Genomic DNA, 22,193 nt, shown 5'->3' on the forward strand with positions numbered 1-22,193 from the left:
AACCTCTTTCGAGAAAATTTGCTAAAAAAATACATGATGAAAAATCCCTTGCCCATACGACTCTTGGGACGATCAAGCAATGAAAGCGGTGATTTGTTCACACGGTTGGTGAGAGATCTATTCTTTAGCTTAGGATATGACAATTTACAGCTTGATGTTGCGACTTCCGGGCGAGAGGTGGATCTTCAGGGTAATCATCGCTTTGAAAATAGGCGTTTTGCAGCGGAATGCAAAGCCCATGCTAATGTTATTGGTGGAGGGGATTTGAACAAGTTTCTGGGCGTGCTTACACGCGAGCGTACAAGGCACGCACCGCTATCTGTTGCTGGTTATTTTGTCTCGTTGAGCGGATTCACTGGTTCTGGTATTAAACAAGAAGAGGATAGTGGTAACGAGGGTCTGATTTTATTCGATGGATCTAAGGTGGTTGACGAACTTCAGCGGGCTCGAGTGATTGTTCAGAAAGAATCTGCAACAGAATTTGCAGGCCGTTGTGTTGCGGCGAATGGGCTGCGTGGCGTGCAATTTGAGAAGGCTGAGGTAGTCTGCTATTCGGCAGGGTATTTGTGGGCTGTCTATTATTCTCGTGGAAAAAATTTAAGCCATTTTGTTTTTATTCATGCGGATGGAACTCCCCTTGCTAAATCAGTGGCCGCATCGGTGATTGATGCCGATAAAAATAGCGGTGGAATTATGTGTTCTCTATCTTATGTGGCTCCTCCGGAGGAATTGGATCTGAGTGATTTGCGTGAAGATGCCTTCAATCAGTATAAAAAATGGCTTGGAGAGGAGTGTGGTTATATTCAGTTGGATGGTTTGCCTGCAGATAGTGACTTGAGTGCTACAAAACTTCGGCTCGAAAGGCTTTTCGTTCCACTGAGAGCGACTTATAAGAAGCAAGCCGCTGATCGAAATAAGATAGGGTTGTTTAGTGTTGGTCTAAGTGGTATTTTTGTTGATGATGTTCCTGTTGATGAAGATGAAATTGATAAATACGAAGAGGTTGATGAGTTGGACTTTATTGATGATGAGGTTGAGTCGGGTGTAGTGGTTGAGCCAATTGGGGATTTACTGTCGAGGGAGTCGCATGTGGCTGTGTTGGCCAGTCCAGGAGGTGGTAAGAGCACGCTTGTAAAGAGGCTGGCAACGGCATACTCATTTCCGGATCGTAGACTTGAAGTTGCAGATGGGTTGCCTGAACGTGATTGGTTGCCGCTTTATCTGCGGTGTCGTGATCTGAGGGATAGGTCTAACCGTCCCGTTCTGGAATTATTGCATGGGATCTCTGCATTCGCCAACATGAAGGACGACATGGCGAAGTGCTTTCGAGATGGGGTGAGTGATGCATTACGAGCGGGGAAGGTTCTTTTGTTGGTAGACGGACTCGATGAAATTTCCGAGGAAGGGTCCCGACGGGCCTTTGCGCAAAATTTACGAACGTTTGTTGCAATGTTTCCTGGCGTGATGCTTGTAGTCACTTCAAGAGTTGCCGGGTTCCGAGATATTGCTGGGGTAATCGCTGGAACATGCCAGCAGATCACGCTCGCGCCATTGGACGGCGAAGATGTGAGGCGGCTTTGTGTAAGTTGGCATTCTGAAGTAGTTGCTGATACGGAACATGTGCGTCGGGAGGCTTCGGAGCTTGCGGATGTTATATGGGGTAATCGGCATATTCGAAGTTTGGTCGAAAACCCCCTTCTTCTAACAACGTTGCTGGTTGTTAAGCGTTCAAATGGTGAGATTCCTCCATCTCGGGCAGAACTTTACTCCGAAGCGGTTCGGGTGCTGGTGAGGACTTGGAACGTTGAGGGATATGCTCCCCTTGATGAGCGGGAAACTCTCGCGAGGCTGTCTTACGTTGCTTGTGCTATGATGCAGAGAGGTATTCAGCTTATTGGAAATGTTGCTCTTATTGGTCTGTTGAATGATGCAGCGAGAGAGATGGAGCCGGAACTGCAGTTCGCCAAGGTTTCGCCGAGTGAGTTCATTCAGCGAATTGAGTATAGAAGTAGCCTGCTCATGCAGACGGGTTATCAGCGCCTGGAAGGGGAGTTGCAACCCGTATACGAATTTAGGCACTTGACGTTTCAGGAATATCTAGCGGCAAAAGGCTTTGTCTCTGAGCAGTATCCCGGTCGTAATGATGAGGCACCTCTAGTCGAGGTCTTGTCACCTCATTTGGAAGATGAGCGCTGGCAAGAGGTGATTCCTCTTGCCTCGGTTCTAGCCGGACGAAAAGCTGAAGCCGTTATAAGAAGGATTTTGAGGGAATGCTCCTCTGAAGAGGCGGGTCAAGAGGCGGAGATTAGAAGTCGACCGAAGGCGTCTGTGAAATTACTTGGGCAATGCATCCTTGAGGAGGTTACTCTTACTCCGGGGGCTCTGAGGGCTGCATTGGTAGAGATATCGCTGAAGCTTGGGAGGGGCAGGCCATCTCTAGTTTTGGAGTCGATATTTAACGGTAAATTCGGGGGTGCGCTAAAAGCTACGGTTCAAGAGTGCTATTTTTCGATGGGTGATAACTGGACGTATTTTGAGTCTGCCCTTAGTGAGATATTTCGATTTGAGATCAAGAGGTCTAGGTCTGAGTTGCTGGACCGTGAATTTGTCGGAGATCTTGTCGGTGATTTGATTGCAGGTAACAGAGAGGTTAAGGTTCGCTGTGCTTTGCTTTTGATGCAGACCGCATTTGAATGTCGAGAAAGCGAGGCGAAGACGGCTGAAGTATTAACGCCTTTCGCTCAGGATATTCTTGGAGGTCTCCTAGAGATGCTCCATTCCGGGGACCTGCCGAGTGCCCAATCCGCCTCGTGGTCGCTCGCTTGGCTTGGCCACAGCGGAATCTGGCCTGCGCCGACGTCGTTAGAATTGATTCAAAGGCTGTTTCACATCTGGCGCCATGAAAGCGCGACTGAGCTTGTCAGGAAAGCTGCATGGGCTTTCTATAGTCAGCCTCTTTTTCCAAGGGATTCTATTGCTGACGAGTTTTGGGGCGCGTGTGATCCATGGCATGAACGTCAATGGGATGAATCAGCACAGGGAGCTAGGTGTGTGGCAGCGATAACACTTGGTTGGTACCGTCGATCACCTTGGAGTGACGAAAAGTTGGTGGAAATGATTGTGCAATCCCAAGCTCATGGAAGTCTGCTTCCGAAGAATATTCGTTATATGCTTTCTTCGCTTGGTGAGGCTGGGAATCGGGTTGTTAAAAGTTGGGATAAGAAAAAATGAATTTTATTTATTGAGGATTAATTTGTTAGTGATGGGCGATAGAATCCTTCGGTTGATGCCGTGTTTGGTGGACTAAAAAAGACAGGAAGGCAGGAATTAATCTGCCTTTCCTGCCTTTGAGTTTCGCTCGTTTCGTTGTCGATCAGCCTTCCCCCGCGATGATATCCTCAAGCGTCTGGCGCTTGCGGATGACGCGGGCGCTGTCGCCGTCGACGAGGATCTCGGCGGGCATGGGGCGGGAGTTGTAGTTCGAGGCCATGGCGAAGCCGTAGGCTCCGGCGCTGAGCAGGGCGACGGTCTCGCCGGGCTGGAAGTCCGGGAGCTCGCGGTCCTGGCAGAAGAAGTCGCCGCTTTCGCAGATGGGGCCGACGACGTCCACCTTGCGGGTTTCGCCGGTGGGCTCCTTGAGCGGGGCGATCTCGTGGTGGCCTTCGTAGAGGGCGGGGCGGATGAGGTCATTCATGCCGGCGTCCACGACCTTGAAGGTCTTCGCCTTGCCGCGCTTCTCGTAGAGGCACTTGGTGAGCAGCACGCCGGCATTCCCCACGATGAGGCGGCCGGGCTCGAGCAGGATCTTCAGGCCGAGATTCTCCAGGCGCGGGACGAGGGCCTCGCCGTACTGGGCGATGGTCAGCGGGCGCTCGCCCTCCGGCTTGCCCTCCCACCAGCCGGTGTCGCCGGAGTCCAGCGAGCCGTGATAGACGATGCCGATGCCGCCGCCGATGGACCAGAACTCGATGCCGTGGGTGACCTTCAGGTGGGTGGCCAGCGGGGCGACCTTTTCCACGGCCTCGATGAAGGGCTGGATGGAGGTGAGCTGCGAGCCGATGTGCATCTGCAGGCCGCGGAGCTTCACGTGCGCCAGCTCCTTCGCGGCGCGGGCGTAGAGGTCGCTGATGGCATCGAAGTCGACGCCGAACTTGTTCTCGGACTTGCCGGTGGAGATGTACTTGTGGGTCTTCGCGTCCACGTTCGGATTCACGCGCACGGCGGCCGGGGCGATGACGCCGAGGTCGGCGGCCACTTCATTCAGGTAGCGCAGCTCTTCCTCGCTCTCGACATTGAAGGAGTAGATGCCCTGCTGGAGCGCGTACTCGATCTCCGCGCGGGTCTTGCCCACGCCGGCGAAGGTGCACTTGGCCGGGTCGCCGCCCGCCTTGATCACGCGGAAAAGCTCGCCGCCGGAGACGATGTCAAAGCCGGCGTGCTCGTCCACGAGCAGCTTCAGCACGGAGAGATTCGAGTTTGCCTTTACGGCGTAGGCCACCTCGTGGTCGATCGCGCCGAGCGCGGCATCGAGCCTGCGGTAGTGGTCGCGGATCGTGTTTGCGGAGTAGACGTAGAGCGGGGTGCCGTGCTCGTCGGCGAGGGTCTGGAGATTGACATCCTCGCAGTGGAGCGAGCCATGGCGGTAGGCGAATCCGTGCATGGGCGGCCTGTAAACGCTCCCGGCCCCGCGGGCAAGGACGGCGTGCGTGCACTGGCGGGCCGGGAAAAATGCCCCGGCGGCCCCCCGTCAGGCGGGGGCGACGCGGGTTCCCCGGAAATCGCGGGCGAAACCTGCTGAAACGCATATGTGGCTCATTTATTCAGATGAACCTTGGCGCTTGACCATCCGACGACAGATCTCCTGAGATCCGGACCATGCTATCTCCCTCCTTTCGATGTGTGCTGGCCGGTGCGTGGATGATTTTGACCCCGGGCGCAGTGTTCGCCCAAGAGGCGACGCCGGAATTCGATCCGCTCGGTGAAAACGTGGATCTGCCCCGGCAGGTGCGGGTGCAGGCGGAATTCATCGAGGTCTCGCACGAGACGCTGACGAAGCTGCTGCTGAAGCCCCGCGAGGGCGCGGACGACAGCGCTCTCCGCCAGGACCTGGCGAAGCTGACCGAGGAGGGAAAGGCGACCGTGGTGGAGACGATGCTGTGTATCGCCCGCAGCGGGGAGAAGGCCCTGACCGAGTCGATCAAGGAATTCATCTACCCGACGGAGTACGAGCCCGCGGAGATTCCGAACGAGATCCACACGACGGAGAGCGGCGAGAAGGTGAAGACCGATGGCAAGGATCACGCCACCGGCCCCACGCCGACTTCCTTCGAGGCGCGCAATCTGGGCTCGACCTTGGAGATCGAGCCGACGCTCTCGGGGAACGGGAAGATCATCGACCTGCGGATCGCGCCGGAGATCGTCTATCACGTGGGGAATGAGACGTGGGCGGAGTGGAAGGGGAAGTACGGCGATGCCTCCGTCCGCATGCCTACGATGTACACACTGCGTTTCACGACCGCGGCGACCTTGATGGACGGGCAGCCCCTCTTCGTCGCGGCGCTGTCGCCGAAGGGCGAGGATGGCTTCCCGGACTTCAAGCGGAAGCTGATGGTCTTCATCCGCTGCGATGTGCTCACCGTGGGCCGCTGACCGCCGCCGGCCATGAAGAGGATGCTATTCATGACCCTGCTCGCGCTGCCGGCGATGGCCGTGGCGCATCAGGAAGCGCCGCGCCAGTTGCGCGTGATGGTGCAGGTCATCGAGGTGCCGCATGCGGTGCTGACGAAGTGGAACAGCGCGGGCATCGTGAAAGGTGCGGATCTTCACGAAAGCGCTGTGAAGCTGGTGGAGACTGGCGAGGCGCAGATTGTGGAGACGAGCGTGGTGATCGCCCGGACGGGTGAGAAAGCGCTGGTGGAGACGATCGGGGAGCGGATTTATCCGACGGAGTATGAGCCTCCCGAGCTTCCCACCAACGTCGGAATCACTCCCGTGGATCCGGCTTTTAAGCTCCCCGATTTCACTCTGGCTCATCGGATGACTTCCTCATGGGAGACCCGTGATACGGGCTCCTCGATGGAAGTGGCGCCGCTGATCGATGAGGGGGAAACGTATTACCTGAACCTCCGTTTCAATATGGTTGATCTCCCGGCTTTGACCCTGTGGTCGGAGTTTGTCGATGAACTTGGAGACGCCTCGGTCCGGATGCCTGAGTTTGAGACGAGGAGATGGACCGGCGCGCTCACGTTGGCCCCCGGCGTCTTCGAGCTATGCACCGTCTTCACCCCGAAGCCCGCGGCGGTGCCTGCCGCCACGACCCGGCAGATGGTCTTCGCCCGATGCGAGGTGCTGTCGTGGGACAAGTGACCGATTGCGATGATGAAGCGCGCCGCTGTCCTCTCCCTGCTGGCCCTCGCGACAAGCGCGATGGCCGGGCAGACCCGTGTGACCGTGCAAGTCATCGAGGTGCCACATGCGGAGCTGACGAAGTGGATGTCCTCCGGAAAAGCAAGCGGTGAAGAGCTTCACGAGCGAGCGATGAAGCTGGCGTCGTCCGGTGCGGCGGAGATCGTGGACACGAATGTGGTCCTCGCCCGGAGTGGGGAGAAGGCTTTGGTGGAATCGATCGCCGAGGTTATTTTTCCTACCGAGTATGAGGGGTCGGACATGGCTGCTCCTGCAAAGGAGCCTTTGGTCTTCGATCCCAATGCTCCATTTTCTCCCAGACCTTGGCCGAACTTGTTTGCCAATGCGTTCGAGACCCGGAACGCGGGGACGACGATTGAAATCGAAGCGACACTCTCGGAGAGCGGGAAACACGTCGATCTAAGGCTCTCCTTTGAGATGGTGGATCAGGACTCTCTGATGACGTGGACGGAGTATCGTGACCAATGGGGCGAGGCCTCGATCAAACGGCCCATTTTCGAAACGAAACGCCTGACGGGTGCGCTGACTCTGGTGTCCGGGAAATTCGAGCTCTTCAACATCTTCACTCCGAAGCCCGCGGCGATGCCTGCCGCCACGACGCGGCAGATGGTCTTCGTGCGATGTGAGGTGCTGCCACTGGCCAAGTAACCGATTGTCATGACGAAACGTGCTGCTTTCCTTTTCATGCTGGCCCTCGCGACAAGCGCGGTGGCCCAGCATGTTCGCGTGATGCTCCAGGTCATCGAGGTGCCGCATGCCGAACTGACGAAGTGGACGACTGCGGATAAAGCAGGCGGTCAGGAGCTTCATGAGCGGGCGATGACGCTTGTCTCGTCCGGAGGTGCTGAGATCGTGGAGACGAGTGTCGTCATCTGCCGCAGTGGAGAAAGGGCTTTCGTTGAATCGATTGCCGAGATGATCTATCCCACGGAGTATGAACCCTCCAGCATGGGAGGCTCGATGGTGCCCCTTGACTCCAAACTAGTGATACCTGTTCCCCTGAGGCCGACCGACTGTGTGTCGTTCGAGACCAGGAACGCCGGGACGACCTTGGAAATCGAGCCGACCATCGGGGGTGGCGGCAAAATTGTGGACCTGAGGTTGGCCTTCGAGTCCGTAAGTCGTGAATCGCTGGTGACCTGGACGGAGTTCCGTGACCAATGGGGCGACGCTTCGATCAAGCGGCCCATCTTCGAGACCAAGCGCCTGTCGAGCGCGCTGACGTTGCTGGCCGGGAAATTCGAGCTCTTCAACATCTTCACCCCGAAGCCCGCGGCAGTGCCTGCGGCGACGACCCGCCAGCTCGTCTTCGTGAAGGCGGACGTATTACCCCATCCGAACGAATGAAGCGTATCCTTGGTATCCTGTGTTGTTGGTTCTCGGCGTGCCTCGTCCTGCAGGCGCAGATACAGGGGCCTCGGATGACGGTGGCGGGGACGCAGACGATCCTCGAGATCGAGGAGGCGGCGGTGGACATCCGGGTGACGGGCGGTGTGGCGCGGACGGAGATGGAGCTGGTCTTCCGCAATGATACCGACCGCATGGTGGAGGGGGAATTCACGCTGCCACTGCCCGAGGGGGCGACCGTCTCCAGCTATGCGCTGGAGGTGAATGGCGCGCTGCGCGAGGCCGTGGCCGTGGAGAAGGAGCGGGCGAGCCGCGCCTACGAGACGATCAAGCGCCAGATGATCGATCCCGGCATCGTCGAGCGCCAGGCGGGAAATGTCTATCGTACGCGCGTCTTCCCCGTACCGGCGAAGGGCACGAAGCGCCTGCGGATCGGCTACGTGGAGAACCTGCCGCGAGGGGCGGACAGCTATCGCTACCGCGTGCCGCTGAGATTCGCAGGGCTGCTGAAGGAATTCCGCGCCGGGGTCGCCGTCGCTGATGATGCGGGGCTGAAGCTGACCGGCACCACGCCCGTTTCCTTCGTCGCGGATGGAAAGGGGAAGCGGCTGGCCAAGGCGAGTGCCGTGAGGCTGGACGGGGAGATGGAGATCACGGTGCCATTTTCCGCCGGACCGGAGCTGCTGGTGGAGGGGAAGGATGATCCCGTCTTCCTGCTCGGCGATGTCTTCCCGGATCTGCCGGACGAGGCCCGGGTGCCCGCCCATGCGGTCAGTCTTTTCTGGGATGCCTCCGAGTCCTGCGCCCGGCGTGATCCCGTGGCGATGTTCCGGTTGCTCGACCAGTGGTTCCTCGCGCAGGGAGAGGTGAAGGTCGCGGTGAAGCTGCTGCGGAATGACGTCGAGGACGCGGGCGTCCATGAGGTCCGCGGCGGGGACTGGAGTGCGATCCGCAGGCTGCTGGAGTCCGTGGACTACGATGGCGCGTCCTCGCTGGCCGGCATAGAGAGCGGCGACTCGGATCTGGTGCTCTACTGCGGTGATGGCGAGGTGACCTGGGGCGGCGCGACGACAGGCCTGCTCAAGTCACCGCTGCTGGTGCTGCACCGCGGGGCGGGGCCGCTGGCCCCGGCGCTTGCCGAGCGGGCCGAGGCCACCGGCGGTGCGGTGGTGAATGCGGATGCCGAAGACACGGCCACCGCCCTGCGGAAGCTGCGGATGCTCCCGCTCCGCGTGACCGGCGTCTCGGGGAATGGCGTGAAGGATTTCCAAGTCGCGGCGGGCGACATGACTCCGGGCGCGCCGGTGCGGATCAGCGGCCGGCTGACCACCTCGGCCAGCATTCTGGAGATCTCCTACGGCGTGGGAAAAGAGACGCGTGTGCGGCGTCAGATGGCGGTGCCCGTCGCGCTTCCCGACGAGGGCCTGCTGCGGCGCTTGTGGGCACAGGGCGTGCTGGCGGAGTTGGAAAAAGGGGGCGACCGCTCCGCGATCATCGATCACTGCCGGAAGCACGGGTTGGTCAGCGACGAGACCTCGCTGATCGTGCTGGAGCGATTCCAGGATCACATCACCTACGAGATCCCGCCGCCGGAGCCGGATCTGAAGGAGCGCTATGACCTCGAGCTTGCCAAGCGACGGGGGGCGGAGGTGCGCAGTCTCATCTTCGAGTGGAAGGCGCGGGTGGCCTGGCATCGGCAGTCATTCCCGTGGCGGGAGGTGGGGCTGCTCCCGCGCATCCGCCGGATCGGGATCTGGAAGGACTCGGTGGGGAAGGTCTTCCAAGCGGACGAGATCGACGCGGCCTCCTTTGCTACGGTGACGGGCTGGCGGGATCGTGCGCTGGCACTCATCGAGCGGAAGGATGCGCTGACCGATGCCGCGGCCTACCGGGAGTGGGTCGGGCAGGTCGATGCGCTCTTCGAGGAGGGCAAGGGGATTCCCAAAACACCGGTGGCGCCGCCTGCCGCGGGCAAGCCGCTGGTCGTCTCCGTGCGCGGCCTGGTCGTCCGGCCCGGCCAGGTGAAGTCCGCGGGCAAGCTGACGCTGCTTGACTCAGTGGCCCAGGCGGGCGGTCCGTTGTGGGATGGTGGCATGCTCGGTCGGGTGGCCCTCTACCGGAACAGCGGGAAGACCGTTTACAATACCTACAGCAAGCGCTTCGAGGACATCGAGCTGCGACCCGGCGACATGGTGGTGGTGGAGGGCGATCCGTATGCCTACGGCGGCTCTGATGACCCCTTTTTCGACGCCCCGGCGCACGATCCGGCAGCGGATGATCCTGTGGTGGAGGAGCCGGGTGACTTGGCTGGGGAAAGTTTGAGCACCCTGGGGAGTGGATCGGGTGATCCCTTCGGCGCTGGCAATTCTTCCGGAGGCTCGCCCGTCGTGATGATGCCGGCCCATCCGTCCGACGGGGGCATGGCGGACCTCGCGGCATTCGAGGAAAAGCTCAAGGCAGGGGCCGACCCGTATCGGGCCTACCTGGAAGCGAAGGACGGGAAGCAACGCGTCCCCATGTTTTACAGCGAGGCGGCGCGCCGGTTGTTTGCCGCGGGGCATGAGGCACTGGCGCTGCGGGTGATCTCGACCTTGTCCGAGCGCGACCGCGGTCGGGCGGCGGCGTTCTGGCTGATGGAGTTCGGCCAGCCTGAGGCTGCCGCCCGCCTGTTGCGAGAGCTGCCGGAGATGGAGCGCTCCCTGCCGGTGGGGTATGCCCTTGCTGAGACAGCCGCCAGCGAGCGTGAGGCCGCCAACTGTTTCGGAGGGGTGGTGGGAGTGAACAATTTGTTGAGTGGATCGGTCATCGCGCTGACCGACCTCAATCGACTCGATGACGGAGGGATACCGGAGTTCGAGGGGAATCTGACCTGTGACCTGCGCATCGTCGTCCAGTCCGAGTTCCCCGGGATCGTGCCCGAACTGCAGGTGCTGCACCCGGGCGGGAAGCTGGAGAGCACGTGGGCGCCGAGCCCGATCGGCGGACGTTTGACCTCGGGTCCCGGTATCGCCGAGTTCGCGATCCGCCGGGCCGTGCCGGGCAGATACCAGGTGAGGGTGCTGTCCGAGAATGGCACCACCTATCGCATCGCGATTTACAAGGACTGGGGCCGGGACTCGCAGAAGACGGAGCGGATCACGAAGTGGGTGGGCCCGGGGGAGCAGGAAGTCGTGAGCGATCTGGAATTCGAATTCCGGCCCGCTTCGGAAAAGTGAGCGCGCGTTTCCCGGCTTGGAATGCGGCGGTTTCCGGCTATCGGTGGGGGATGAAGCGGTTCCTCGCGTCGCTGCTGCTGGCGGGTGTCTCCCTGGAGACCTCGTCCGCGGTGCCAAATTCCATCCTCGGCCCCATCGCGGCGGCGGAGAGCCCGCTGAACGGGCAGGACCTGACCGAGCAGCTATTCGCCACTGCGCTGTGGGATGGCTCCGGGAAGCTGCCGGGCGAGTGGAATGGCGAGGGGCAGATCGCGACCGCGACCATCTCCCACCTGCGCGCCCGGCCAAAGCTCTTCGGCCGCGAGGTGATCCTGCTCCGCTCCGTGAAGCGCGAGGGCAAGCTGGAGTCGCTGGAGGCGACCTTTGTCGATGCGGGCTCGTATTTCGGCTACTTCGACGAGGAGCTGCCGGAGGGCCTGAGCCGCCGGGAGACGCGCAAGGAGGTGGCATCCCGGCTGGCCGAGAAGCAGGCCGAATTCTCGAAAATCTACCTCGAAGCCCATACCGACCTGCGCACCGCGATTTCCGCGGCCTGCGGCGGCACCAAGCCGGATGAGGCGAAGATCGGCCGCACCCGCGGGCTGAAGACCCCCGTGGAAGAGTGGCAAAAGAACGGCAAACACGTCCGCCTGCTGGCCGCAAACAACCGCCTGCTGCGCGTGAGCATCGCCGCGAAGGAGTCCGACCAATGGCTGGACCCGGCCGTCGCCGCCCTGCCCGAGCGCGAGCAGCTCGCGAAGCTCGCCGCCAGCGTGGCGCGCGATGCGGATGGCACGGTGCGCCTGCCCGACCTGCAGCCCATCCCTCAGGGGTATCGCCCGTATTGCGGGCTGAATAGCCTCGCGATGGCCGCCCGGCACTTCGGCCTGCACCTCGACGAGGACTGGCTGGCCGTCGCCGCGGGCTTCCAGAATACGGGCCGCGCGGACGGGGCGAATCTGGTGAAAGTCTATCACTCGGTGGCTTCCGAGGCCGGGCTGGGGCTGGATCGCACCACGAAGCTCGACCCCTCCGCCGTGGCGCGGGCGATTTCCCAAGGCATGCCGGTCATCGTGTGGCGGCGTTTTTCGCACGAGCGGAACCAGCTCCATACCCGCTTCATGAGGCAGGTCGCGCGCGATGAGTCGGCGACGCTCCCGAATCCCGCGGACGCCGCCGAGCGCGCCTCCTGGCCGGGCGACTCCGCCCCGCTGCACGCCTCCGTGGTGGTCGGCTACAATCCCGAGCGGAAAGAAGTGCTCTTCCTGGAAAGCTGGACCGGCCGCGACAAGCCGCGCCGCATGCGCGTGGAGGAATTGGCCGCGACGACCTACCTGTGCTTCGTCTTCAAGCCCTGACGGGTCGCTCCGCCGCGGTGGATTGCGTGCTTTCGAGCTTGGCTCAGGGGGTGGATTCATTAAAAGGCCCCGCCGTGCCATCCCGGAAAACCAATGAAATCGGCCCATGGGTCGCGCTCGTCCTGCGGGTCGCGCTGGGTGTGTTTTTCGCCTACAGCGGGTGGCAAAAGGTCTTTGGCACCGGGCTTGATGAATTCACCCGCGCGGTGGGGAATTACAAGATGCTCTACCCGCCGTGGGACGCGGTGCTCGCCTACACCATCCCCTGGGTGGAGATGGTGGTCGGTGCCTGCCTCATCCTCGGCCTGTGGAAGCGCGGCGCTCTGGTGGTGCTCGCCGGACTGGTGGCCACCTTCGCCATCGGCGTCGGCCATGCGTGGAGCAAGGGGCTGAATATCGCCTGCGGTTGCCACGGGAATCCGGACGGCACGCCGATGGACTACACGATGAAGTTCGTGGAATTCGGCGGCTACTGGCTGGCCATCGGCCTCGTCTGGTGGCTCGGCCGGAAGACCAGCGGCCACGTCTTCGGCGGGACGAAAATGAAGCTGCCGGGCTGAGCCATGGCCACACGGGACTTCTCCTGGCATCCTGGCCGCAGGGGGCGCTACGCCTTCCTGCTGTTACCGGTGATCATCGGGGTGGCGGTCCACGATGCCCCGCACCGCTTCTCTTCGAAGAAGGCACCGTGGGGCTGAAATCAGGCGTCGTTTCGGGATTGAAATCCGAAGCGCGACCGCCATTATGAAAGCGCGATGGAAGCGTTCCCATGGCATCCCGTTCAGAAGCGCCGACAGGTCTTTCTCGCGGCGTTTGCCGTCCTCTGCATCGCTGGCTGGTGGCTGACGCCGGGAGATATGGAGCGACAGCTTGCCCTGTGGGCGCTGGTGATTCCTGCACTCGGAACGGTCAATGCGGTGGCGGAGGTCGATGCCGATGGATTGAGGCTGGTGCGGCGGTGGCGTGTCTTTGGCGTCATTCCTTTGTTTCGGAGGGAGTTTCCTCTGGGTGATTTCCGGGCGGTGACCCTGCGAGGAATTCGCGACCCGCAACCCGGCGATCCGGTCTATCTGGTGCTCACCCGCAAGGATGGACGATTCATGAAAATCACCTGTTTCTCCGGGTCAGCGCTCCGGGATGGGTCCGCGGAGGCGGCGGTGGAACGGCTTGCGCGTGCCGCTGGTCTGCCGGTGGCGGACTACCCGGCGTCGGGCTATACGATCCCGATCTGCACGAGGGGATAAGGCAAGGATGCCGCGGGTCGGGTGTTGCGGGTTCGCTCCGCGGTGCTACAACCGCGCCATGCGCTACCGCGAACGTTTGCAGGCGAGGATTGCGGCGACCGGCTCCCGCCTTTGTGTGGGCCTCGACCCCCGGCCCGGTGAGGGCGGCATCGAGGCGGTCCCGGATTTCCTCAAGCGGGTCGTCGATGAAACCTGGCAGCACGCCGCGGCCTTCAAGCCGAACATGGCCTACTTCGAGGCGATGGGCCTGCGAGGCATCGAGATCCTGGAAAAAATGCTCGGCGACATGCCGTCCGAGGTGCCGGTGATCCTGGACGCGAAGCGCAGCGACATCGGCGAGACGCAGAAGTACTATGCCCATAGTTACTTCGCCCACTGGAAGGTGGATGCCGTGACGCTGAATCCTTTCCTCGGCTATGACTCCATCGAGCCCTTCCTCGCCTGGGAAGGGAAGGGGATCTACCTGCTGGCGGTGACGTCGAATGCCGGGTCGGCGGATTTCCAGCAGCAGACGCTGGCGGACGGCCGCTCGGTCTTCGAGTTGGTAACTGCACTGGGTGAGCGTGCGAAAGGCCTGCCCACCGACGTCGGCTACGTGGTCGGCCTGACGAATGCCGCCGGGGTGCTGGCCAAGATCCCGGACGCGCCGCTGCTCGTGCCCGGCCTGGGAGCACAGGGTGGCGACCTCGCCGCGCTGGCCGCGGCCGCCCGCACCGCGCCGGACGTGATCAATGTGTCCCGCGGCATCCTTTATGCTGACGATGGCAGCAGCTACGGCGAGCGTGCCAGATCGTGGGCGGCGAGAATTTCGCAGGCCTACGAAGAACCGGTCGCGTGAACGCGTAGCAGGGCTAACGTGTAACCCTGATGCCGAGGAACGAACATCCGAAGACCGGTCAAGTGACCGCCCACTACTCCGGCCTGCTGCCGCAGAAGGGCTGGCCGGGGCGGAATTACAAGTTCTTCCGGCATCGCATCGTGCCCGGCATGTTTTCGAAGCGCGGGGGCCTGGCGCAGGACCCCGTGCTGACCGTCCCCGAAAACGGCAGTGTGCGGGTGACGTGGGTCGGGCATGCCTCCTTCCTCCTGCAATTCGCCGATCACTCGGTGATGATCGACCCGAACTGGGCGCGCTGGCATGGCTTCGTGAAGCGCCTGCGCGAGCCCGGCCTGCCGCTGAAGTCGATCCCTGAGCTGGACCTGGTGGCCGTGAGCCATGCGCACTTCGACCATCTTCACAAGCCAAGCCTGAAGGCGCTGAAATCCCGCGGCGGCATCATTGTCCCGCGCGGCAGCGGCAGCCTGGTGAAACGCCTCGGCTTCCCCGCCGTGCATGAGGTGAAGGTGTGGGACCATTTCGAGTTTAACAGCCTGAATGTGATCCACACGCCTAGCCACCACTGGGGTGCACGTTACCTGCACGACATCCATCGCGACTACGGCGGCTACCTCATCGAGTCCGGTGGCAAGAGCGTGTTCCACTGCGGCGACAGCGCGTGGTTCGACGGCTTTGCCGAGATCGGTCGCCGTCTGCCGAATATCGACGTCGCGCTGATGCCCATCGGTGCCTACGACGCGCCGAGCGGACGCGACGTGCACCTGAATCCGGAGGAGGCCGTGCGCGCCTTCGCCGAGATCGGCGCGAAGGTCATGATCCCGATGCACTACGGCACTTTCCCGCTCGGCAATGAACCGCTCGGCGAACCCGTCGAGCGTCTGCTGATGGAGGCCGACCGCCTCGGCATCAGCGAGAAGATCCTCATTCCCGAGGAAGGCGTCGGCATCGAATGGTGAGCGGCTTGATCGCCCTCACTGCACCGGTGCCATCAGCCGAGCGGCGCGGCAGGCGAGGCGGAAGCCGAAGGATCTCTCGGTGAATTCCTCCACCTTCACCTCGCGGGATTGGGAGAAGTCCAGCTCAAGCATGTGCGCCACCTCGTCGGCAAAGGCGGGGTCGGGCGAGAGCGCGGAAATCTCGAAGTTCAGGCGGAAGGAGCGGTTGTCGAGATTCGCCGTGCCCACGCACGCGAGCTGGTCGCTCAGCACCACCTTCTGGTGGAGGAAGCCGCGCGTGTAGCGGAAGAGCTTGATGCCGCAGGCGATGGCCGGCTCGAAGTAGGTGAAGGCGGATAGCCACACCAGCAGGTGATCCGGTTTCTCCGGGATCAGGATGCGCACGTCTACCCCCCGGATGGCGGCGGTCTGCAGGGCGGTCATCACGCCATCGTCCGGGACGAAGTAGGGCGAGGCGATCCACAGCCGCTCGCGCGCGGTATTCGCCATCTCCGCCACCACGAGCTGCCACGAGTCCACCGGATCGGCGGGGCCGGTGGGGATCACCGCGGCCATCTGGTCGGCGCTCTCGGCCTGGCCGGACCAATCCAGGTCCGGCACCTCGTCCGCGGCCCAGTTCCAGTCTTCCAGGAAGACGAGCTGGATGGCCTGCACCGAGGGCCCTTTCAGCTTCAGATGGGTATCGCGCCACGCGCCGAAGCGCTGGTCGCGGCCGAGGTACTCGTCACCGACATTGATGCCGCCGATGAAGGCCTCCTTGCCGTCCACCACCACGATCTTGCGGTGATTGCGGAAATTGAGCTGCACGCGCGACACCCAGTGACGGTTGCTGCCAAAGGATGCGTGGAAGATCCCGGCGGCCTCCATCTCCTTCAGGTAGGAGCGGGAGAGCTTGTTCGACCCGATTTCGTCGTAGAGGAAATAGACTTTCACTCCCGCCTTTGCCCGGTCGATGAGTGCCTGCTGGAAGCGCTGTCCGACGCGGTCGTTCTTCACGATGAAGAAGTTCACGAGCAGGTATTTCTCGGCGGACGCGATGGCCTCGAACATTGCCTCGAAGGTCTCCTCGCCGTCGATCAGCAGGGTCAATTCATTGCCCCGTGTGAAGGGCAGGCCGCCGAGGAATTCCGCCGCTCGACCGAAGGCATCGTCGGGCTTGATCTCGTAGTGGCGCAGCCGCCGGTGCATGTCATCGGCCACTTTCCGCAGCGCGGCATCCTCGCCGCGGCGGGCCCTCACGTAGCCGGAAAAACGGGACTTCCCCGTGAAGTAATACATCGGAACGGCGAGCCACGGTGCGGCCAGCAGCGAGACGATCCACGCGATGGTCCCCTGCGAGGTCCGCACGTGCATGAGCGCGTGGATGACGAGCAGGAAGCCGACGATGTGGAAGATGAGAAGGGCCCCAGCGAGGACGGCGGCGAAGAGTTCCTGGTGGGGCATCGGCCGAATCTAACCGCTTTTGCCTGTCGGCCAAGCGATGGTTCTCTCGCGGGGTTATTTTGGCAGCGGGTGATGTTCCCGGGAATATCTTCCACGGGTGACGAGGCCGTTGCAGGAGCCGGGTCCGGCGGCTAGCATCGGCCCGTGATCTACCTCGATGCCAATGCCACCACGCCGCTCCTGCCGGAAGTGCTCGACGCGATGCTGCCGTGGCTGAAGGAGGGCTTTCATAACCCGAATGCCAGCTACCAAGGGGCGAAGGAGGCACGCAAGGCGATCGAGGAGGCACGCGGGAAAGTCGCGGCTCTGATCGGCGCGCAGCCGGACGAGATCGTCTTCACCGGCGGCGGCACCGAGAGCACGAATGCCGCGCTCAAGTGGTTGGCCCGGCTCATCGGCAGGAAGTCCGGCCGCGTGATCACCAGCGCCATCGAGCACAGCGCGGTGCTGAAGCCCTGCGAGACCTTCGCCGACGTGGGATACGCACTCACGCGGGTGGGAGTCGATGGTGGCGGCCGGCTTTTGATGGAGGATTTCGAGGCGGCGTGCGATACCGCGAAGGAGGGCGGGGGATTCGCGTCCATCATGTGGGCGAACAACGAGACCGGCGTGATCCAGCCGGTGGAGGAAGCATGCGCGATGGCCCGGGAGCGCGGCCTCGCCTTCCACACGGATGCCATCCAGACCGTCGGCAAGATCCCCGTGGATGTCCGCGAGGTGCCGGTGGACTACCTCTCGCTCTCCGCGCACAAGTTCCACGGGCCGAAGGGCGTGGGCGCGCTCTACATCCGCAGCGGTGCCCGCTTCGAGCCGCTGCTCCGCGGAGGCGGCCAGGAAAAGGATCGCCGCAGCGGCACGGAAAATACTGCGGGCATCGTAGGTCTGGGCAAGGCGGCGGAACTCGCCATGGAGAGGCTTTCGAAGAAGGAGACTCCCGCGTCGCTGAGGAATGCCTTCGAGGCAAAGGTCGTCGGCGAGGTGAGCGGGGTTTCGGTGAATGGCGAACTCCTCCACCGCCTGCCGGGCACCAGCCATCTATCCTTCACCGGCTGCGAGGCGGCGGGCCTCCTGATCCTGCTGGATGACCTCGGCGTCGCGTGCTCGGCGGGCTCCGCCTGCATGACGGGCAAGCAGCAGCCATCGCATGTCCAGAAGGCGATGGGCTTCTCCGACGCGAAGGCGAAGAGCAGCCTGCGCTTCGGCTTCTCCTGCCTGACCACGATGGAAGAGGCGATGGCCGCGGCGGAGTCGGTGAAGAGGGCGGTGGAAAAACTGCGGCGCGTCCAAGGCGGCAGCACGGGGCCGGTGATGGTGTATTCCCCGTGACGTTCTTCCGTGCCATCCGGCCATTTCGTGGTTTGCTCCCGGCATGCCGAATGCCCTCGCGCACGAGACCTCGCCCTACCTGCTCCAGCACGCGCACAATCCCGTGGACTGGGTGCCGTGGTGCGAGGATGCCTTCGCGCGCGCCAAGTCGGAGGACAAGCTGGTCTTCCTCTCCATCGGCTACTCGACCTGCCACTGGTGCCACGTGATGGAGCGCGAGAGCTTCGAGAACGAGGCGATCGCGGGCGTGATGAATGCGAACTTCATCTGCGTGAAGGTGGACCGCGAGGAACGCCCGGACATCGACGCGACCTACATGGCCTTCGTCCAGGCGACGACCGGACAAGGCGGCTGGCCGATGAGCGTGTGGCTGACGCCGGCGGGGCGGCCGGTGGTGGGCGGCACCTACTTTCCCCCGGAGGACCGCTACGGCCGCGCGGGCTTCCCTCGTCTCTGCGCGGAGATCGGGCGGCTGTGGCAGGACGACCGCACGCGCATGGAAGAGAGCGCCGCGAAAGTGATGGCGCACCTGCGCGAGCAATCGGCGGCGGATTCCGTGCTCAATGGCTTGCCGCCGGACAAGGTCTTCGGCGACTTCCTCGACCGCTGCGAATCGATGTTCGATCCGGCGCTCGGCGGCTGGGGCAATGCACCGAAGTTCCCGCGGCCCGTGGTGCCGCGCCTGCTGCTCCAGCTCGCCGAGAGATTCGGCGGCGACGAAGGCGAGGCCGCGCTGCAGATGACTTCGCGCTCGCTGCGTGCAATGGCCGCGGGCGGGATGAATGACCAGCTTGCCGGTGGCTTCCACCGCTACTCGGTGGACCGCTACTGGCACGTGCCGCACTATGAAAAGATGCTCTACGATCAGGCTCAGCTCGCGCTGGTGTATCTGGAGTCGTGGCAGGCCACGGGCGAGGATTGCGACCGCGAGGTGGCCGAGGACATCTTCCGCTACGTGCTGACCGATCTGCTCGACCCGACCGGTGCCTTCCATGCGGCGGAAGATGCCGACAGCCTCGTTTCCGCGGAGGATGCGGAGAAGAAGGAAGGCGCGTATTGGACCTGGGAGGCCGCTGAGATCTATCGCCTGCTCGATGCGCGGAGCGCGGCGATCTTTTGCGCAGCCTACGGCATCGAGGAGAATGGAAATGCGCGTCCCGAGAGCGATCCGCATGGCGAGCTCGAAGGCCGCAACACGCTCTATCAGGCGACGGGCATCGATGCCTTGGCGGAGCAATTCGACCTGCCTGCGGAAGAGATCCGCCTGCTGCTCGGGCAGACGGCCAAGGTGCTGCTGGAGGTGCGGAGACTGCGCCCGCTGCCGCATCGCGATGACAAGCTGATCACCGCGTGGAATGGCCTGATGATCGCTGCCCTCGCGCGCGGCGGTCGCGTGTTGGACCGCGCCGACCTCATCGATGCCGCGGCAAAGGCAGCCGGCTTCATCCGCCGCGAGCTATGGGATGGTGCGAAGCTATGGCGGAGCTTCCGTGGCAAGCGTGGCGATGCGCCGGGCTTCGCCGCCGACCACGCATTCCTCATTTCCGGGCTCATCGAGTTGCACGGGGCGGATGGGGATCGCGCCTGGCTCGACTGGGCGGCGGAGCTTCAGGATGCGCTCGACCGCGACCACTGGGAGGAAAGCCAGGCGGGCTATGTGATCCGCGCGGAGTTGCACGGCGAGCCCCTGCTGGTCATCCGCGAGGACTACGATGGAGCGGAGCCGTCCGCGAACCACGTCGCGGCGGAGAACCTGCTGAAGCTGGCTGTCCTGTTGGATGAGCCCGCTTTCGAAAAGCGCGCCGAGGCCATCCTTCGTGCCGGTTCGCGCGTCGCGCAGACGCAGCCCTTTGCCGTGCCGGTGCTGCTCGGCGCGCTGGACCTGCACCAGCGTGGCGTCACGAAGATCGAGGTGCGCGGCACACCCGAGCCGGCGCTCGCGGAAGCCATGCGCCGGGCATGGCTCCCGCGTGCCGTGTGGACACGCTCCGCCGGGGATGGGGACGTGATCGTTTGTGAGAATCAGGTCTGCAAGCCGCCCATCCGCACCGCGGCGGAGTGGTGAGATTCACTCTTCCTCCACGCGGAAGAAGAGCTTGTCCTCAGCGATGAAATTGAACTCCACGGTGGTGGTGTCGGCACCATCCGCACCGCTGATCCCTCCGAGCATCTGCGTGCTCCAGTCGGTGAGTTCCGCGGAGGACGTGACGCGGTAGTTGTCATTCTCACGCGAGCGGAAGGTCAGGCTCACCCGGCTGTTCACGAAGTCGAAGGCGCTCGCCGTGATGGCCAGCGGCATCAGCGGCTGGAGCGATGTGCCCGGCAGCGGGATGGTCTGGAGCGGCTGCTTCCGGTTGATCGGTGTCGGGAAGTCGTATGCCGTCATGTTCTCGATCAAGGTCCAGGTATTGCCGTCGGGACTGCCCTCCAGCGTCCAGCGGACCGGGTCGCGATCCGTGTAGTCATTGCCCGTGGTGAAGCGATAGCCGTCGAAGGTGGTCGCCGCGCCGAAGTCGAAGACGAGGCCGTTCTTCGAGTAGTCGAGCCACTTCGTGCTTGGGTCGTTGTCGAGCAGGTTCTCCGGGCCTTCCCATTCCGAGGGATCGGGGTCGATGGCCGTGGCGGACGCGACCGTCAGCCGGGTGGTGCCGAGGAAGAAATCGAAGTCGCAGATCTGGATGCTGTTCGCGGTCGAGGTGTCGCGCAGCTTCACCGGCGTGAAGCGCACGTAGCGTGCGGATGCGGACCCGCCTGCCACGGTGCGGATGGTCACGCTCTGGGTGGCCTCCTCCTCTCCCTGCACGGCCGTCAGCGTGTAGGTCGTGTCCGAGTTCGCCGCAGGGGTCACGTTGAAGCTGCCCGATCCCGCGACCGCTCCGGGCGTGGGGTCGATGGTGAGGGTGGTCGCATTGAGCACCTCCCAGGAGAGATTCGTCGAGGCTCCGTTGATCAGCACCGCATCGGCGGCGCGGAAGAAATACAGCTCCAGATTCGTGAAGGGCGGCACGTGGATATTTGCGGAGTAGGTCTCCCGATGGTACGGCACGGGGTAGTTCGTGCGCTCGTCGATGAGGGTCCAGGTGTCGCCGTCGTTGCTGCCCTCCAGTGTCCACGTCACGGGGTCGCGGTCCTCGGCATCGCCTGCGGTGCCGAGGCGGTACTGGTCGATGGTCACCACTTCCGGGAACTCGAAGACCAGCGCGCCTTTGTTGAAGTCGAGCCACTTGGAGCCGAGGTCGCCGTCCTTGACGTTATCGACGCCTTCGTTGCCCGGATTGTCACCGTCAGGGTTGGTCACGGTGGCGGTCGTCATGTCGAGCGCCTGGCCGAGGAAGCGGAATTCGAATTCCGCAAGCTGCACGCTGTCGGCGTTGTCGCCGCCACGCAGGCCGACCGGAGTGAAGCGGAAATGCGAGTAACTCGCTTCCCCCGCTTGCGCTGAGGTTAATAGCAATAAGGCGAGGGCGGGGATATGGTATGGGGTTTTCATGAGTGTGAATGAAAACAATCCCGCGTGCGTTATCAGAACCGTTTCGTGATGTCAGCCCTCTTTGGGATGACCGGGCCTTTCGGTGGGTTGAATCCCGATTGAATGCGGATAAGGTCGCCTGCGTCTGAGAAAACGATGAAAGCACTCTGCATCCTCTTGGCCTTTGTTTCTCTGTCGGTTGTGGCTCCCGCTGCCAATCTGGCATTCAAGAATGACACCGGCTCCGCACAGCGGGTGGTGGTGTATCAGGATGGAAAAGTCGCGGGATACGTGGACCGTCTGAAACCGGGTAAAACATTTCTGGTGAAAGTAAAGGATACCGGAAACAGGCCGGTGGTTTGTCTTAAAGTGGCGGGTAAGGATGAATATCTTTTCCTCCCGCTGAAGACGAAGGCCTACAAGCTGTCCTGGTTGAGGAACCTGCTCTGGTAAGCCTCCGGGGACGTGTCTGCGGTCCGAGTTTTTGCTGTCCGGCGGGTGACTTCCGGGCATGAAATCGGTCCATGCCGGAGCGCGTCTTTTTGGGCTGGCACAGGCCCCTGCTTGGATTGCTGACAGAGTGGCTTTTGTC

At 62.4% G+C, this 22,193-nt stretch carries 17 protein-coding genes; 14 read left to right on the forward strand and 3 right to left on the reverse strand.

What is annotated here, in order from left to right:
* Positions 1-33 precede the first annotated feature (33 nt).
* Positions 34-3,231 (forward strand): NACHT domain-containing protein, encoded by a 3,198-nt coding sequence (locus tag OKA04_RS13070; protein WP_264501616.1) that lies wholly within the window; start codon positions 34-36, stop codon positions 3,229-3,231.
* 142 nt (positions 3,232-3,373) lie between these two features.
* On the opposite strand, the gene lysA is transcribed toward OKA04_RS13070, so the two are convergent.
* A complete protein-coding gene (gene lysA, locus OKA04_RS13075) occupies positions 3,374-4,660 on the reverse strand; it encodes a diaminopimelate decarboxylase (protein WP_264501617.1) in 1,287 nt (428 codons plus the stop codon).
* A 278-nt stretch (positions 4,661-4,938) separates the two neighbouring features.
* On the opposite strand from lysA, the gene OKA04_RS13080 reads away from it, so the two are divergent.
* The 10 genes from OKA04_RS13080 to OKA04_RS13125 all read left to right on the forward strand — a co-directional run bounded on the left by OKA04_RS13080 (position 4,939) and on the right by OKA04_RS13125 (position 15,363).
* On the forward strand, positions 4,939-5,649 hold the full coding sequence (locus OKA04_RS13080) for a hypothetical protein (protein ID WP_264501618.1): 711 nt from the start codon (positions 4,939-4,941) through the stop codon (positions 5,647-5,649).
* Positions 5,650-5,679: 30 nt separating this feature from the next.
* Positions 5,680-6,366 (forward strand): hypothetical protein, encoded by a 687-nt coding sequence (locus OKA04_RS13085; protein ID WP_264501619.1) that lies wholly within the window; start codon positions 5,680-5,682, stop codon positions 6,364-6,366.
* Positions 6,367-6,378: 12 nt separating this feature from the next.
* A complete protein-coding gene (locus OKA04_RS13090; protein ID WP_264501620.1) occupies positions 6,379-7,074 on the forward strand; it encodes a hypothetical protein in 696 nt (231 codons plus the stop codon).
* A 9-nt stretch (positions 7,075-7,083) separates the two neighbouring features.
* A complete protein-coding gene (locus tag OKA04_RS13095) occupies positions 7,084-7,773 on the forward strand; it encodes a hypothetical protein (protein WP_264501621.1) in 690 nt (229 codons plus the stop codon).
* Entirely contained in the window at positions 7,770-10,988 is a 3,219-nt protein-coding gene (locus OKA04_RS13100; protein ID WP_264501622.1) for a VIT domain-containing protein, read from the forward strand. The genes OKA04_RS13095 and OKA04_RS13100 overlap by 4 nt, the downstream gene beginning before the upstream one ends.
* A gap of 50 nt (positions 10,989-11,038) precedes the next feature.
* A complete protein-coding gene (locus OKA04_RS13105) occupies positions 11,039-12,325 on the forward strand; it encodes a C39 family peptidase (RefSeq protein ID WP_264501623.1) in 1,287 nt (428 codons plus the stop codon).
* Between the two features lie 74 nt (positions 12,326-12,399).
* A complete protein-coding gene (locus OKA04_RS13110; protein ID WP_264501624.1) occupies positions 12,400-12,885 on the forward strand; it encodes a DoxX family protein in 486 nt (161 codons plus the stop codon).
* 195 nt (positions 12,886-13,080) lie between these two features.
* The gene (locus OKA04_RS13115) at positions 13,081-13,569 is read left to right on the forward strand and encodes a hypothetical protein (RefSeq protein ID WP_264501625.1); all 489 of its coding nucleotides are present in this window, start codon (positions 13,081-13,083) and stop codon (positions 13,567-13,569) included.
* Positions 13,570-13,627: 58 nt separating this feature from the next.
* Positions 13,628-14,407, forward strand: coding sequence for an orotidine-5'-phosphate decarboxylase (gene pyrF / locus OKA04_RS13120; RefSeq protein WP_264501626.1), 780 nt, complete (start codon positions 13,628-13,630; stop codon positions 14,405-14,407).
* 29 nt (positions 14,408-14,436) lie between these two features.
* Positions 14,437-15,363 carry an MBL fold metallo-hydrolase gene (locus OKA04_RS13125; RefSeq protein ID WP_264501627.1) on the forward strand — a complete coding sequence of 309 codons (927 nt, stop codon included), beginning with the start codon at positions 14,437-14,439 and terminating at the stop codon, positions 15,361-15,363.
* A gap of 15 nt (positions 15,364-15,378) precedes the next feature.
* Here OKA04_RS13125 and cls read toward each other — a convergent pair whose 3' ends face one another.
* Positions 15,379-16,806, reverse strand: coding sequence for a cardiolipin synthase (cls, locus tag OKA04_RS13130; RefSeq protein WP_264501628.1), 1,428 nt, complete (start codon positions 16,804-16,806; stop codon positions 15,379-15,381).
* Positions 16,807-16,950: 144 nt separating this feature from the next.
* On the opposite strand from cls, the gene OKA04_RS13135 reads away from it, so the two are divergent.
* Both OKA04_RS13135 and OKA04_RS13140 read left to right on the forward strand, forming a co-directional pair.
* On the forward strand, positions 16,951-18,132 hold the full coding sequence (locus tag OKA04_RS13135) for a cysteine desulfurase family protein (RefSeq protein WP_264501629.1): 1,182 nt from the start codon (positions 16,951-16,953) through the stop codon (positions 18,130-18,132).
* A gap of 43 nt (positions 18,133-18,175) precedes the next feature.
* On the forward strand, positions 18,176-20,197 hold the full coding sequence (locus OKA04_RS13140) for a thioredoxin domain-containing protein (protein ID WP_264501630.1): 2,022 nt from the start codon (positions 18,176-18,178) through the stop codon (positions 20,195-20,197).
* A gap of 3 nt (positions 20,198-20,200) precedes the next feature.
* On the opposite strand, the gene OKA04_RS13145 is transcribed toward OKA04_RS13140, so the two are convergent.
* On the reverse strand, positions 20,201-21,622 hold the full coding sequence (locus OKA04_RS13145; protein ID WP_264501631.1) for a discoidin domain-containing protein: 1,422 nt from the start codon (positions 21,620-21,622) through the stop codon (positions 20,201-20,203).
* A 135-nt stretch (positions 21,623-21,757) separates the two neighbouring features.
* Between OKA04_RS13145 and OKA04_RS13150 the strand changes: the two genes are divergently transcribed.
* Positions 21,758-22,054 (forward strand): hypothetical protein, encoded by a 297-nt coding sequence (locus tag OKA04_RS13150; RefSeq protein WP_264501632.1) that lies wholly within the window; start codon positions 21,758-21,760, stop codon positions 22,052-22,054.
* Positions 22,055-22,193: the final 139 nt, after the last annotated feature.

It is taken from the genome of Luteolibacter flavescens, from assembly GCF_025950085.1.
In the GTDB taxonomy this organism is placed as follows: domain Bacteria; phylum Verrucomicrobiota; class Verrucomicrobiia; order Verrucomicrobiales; family Akkermansiaceae; genus Haloferula; species Haloferula flavescens.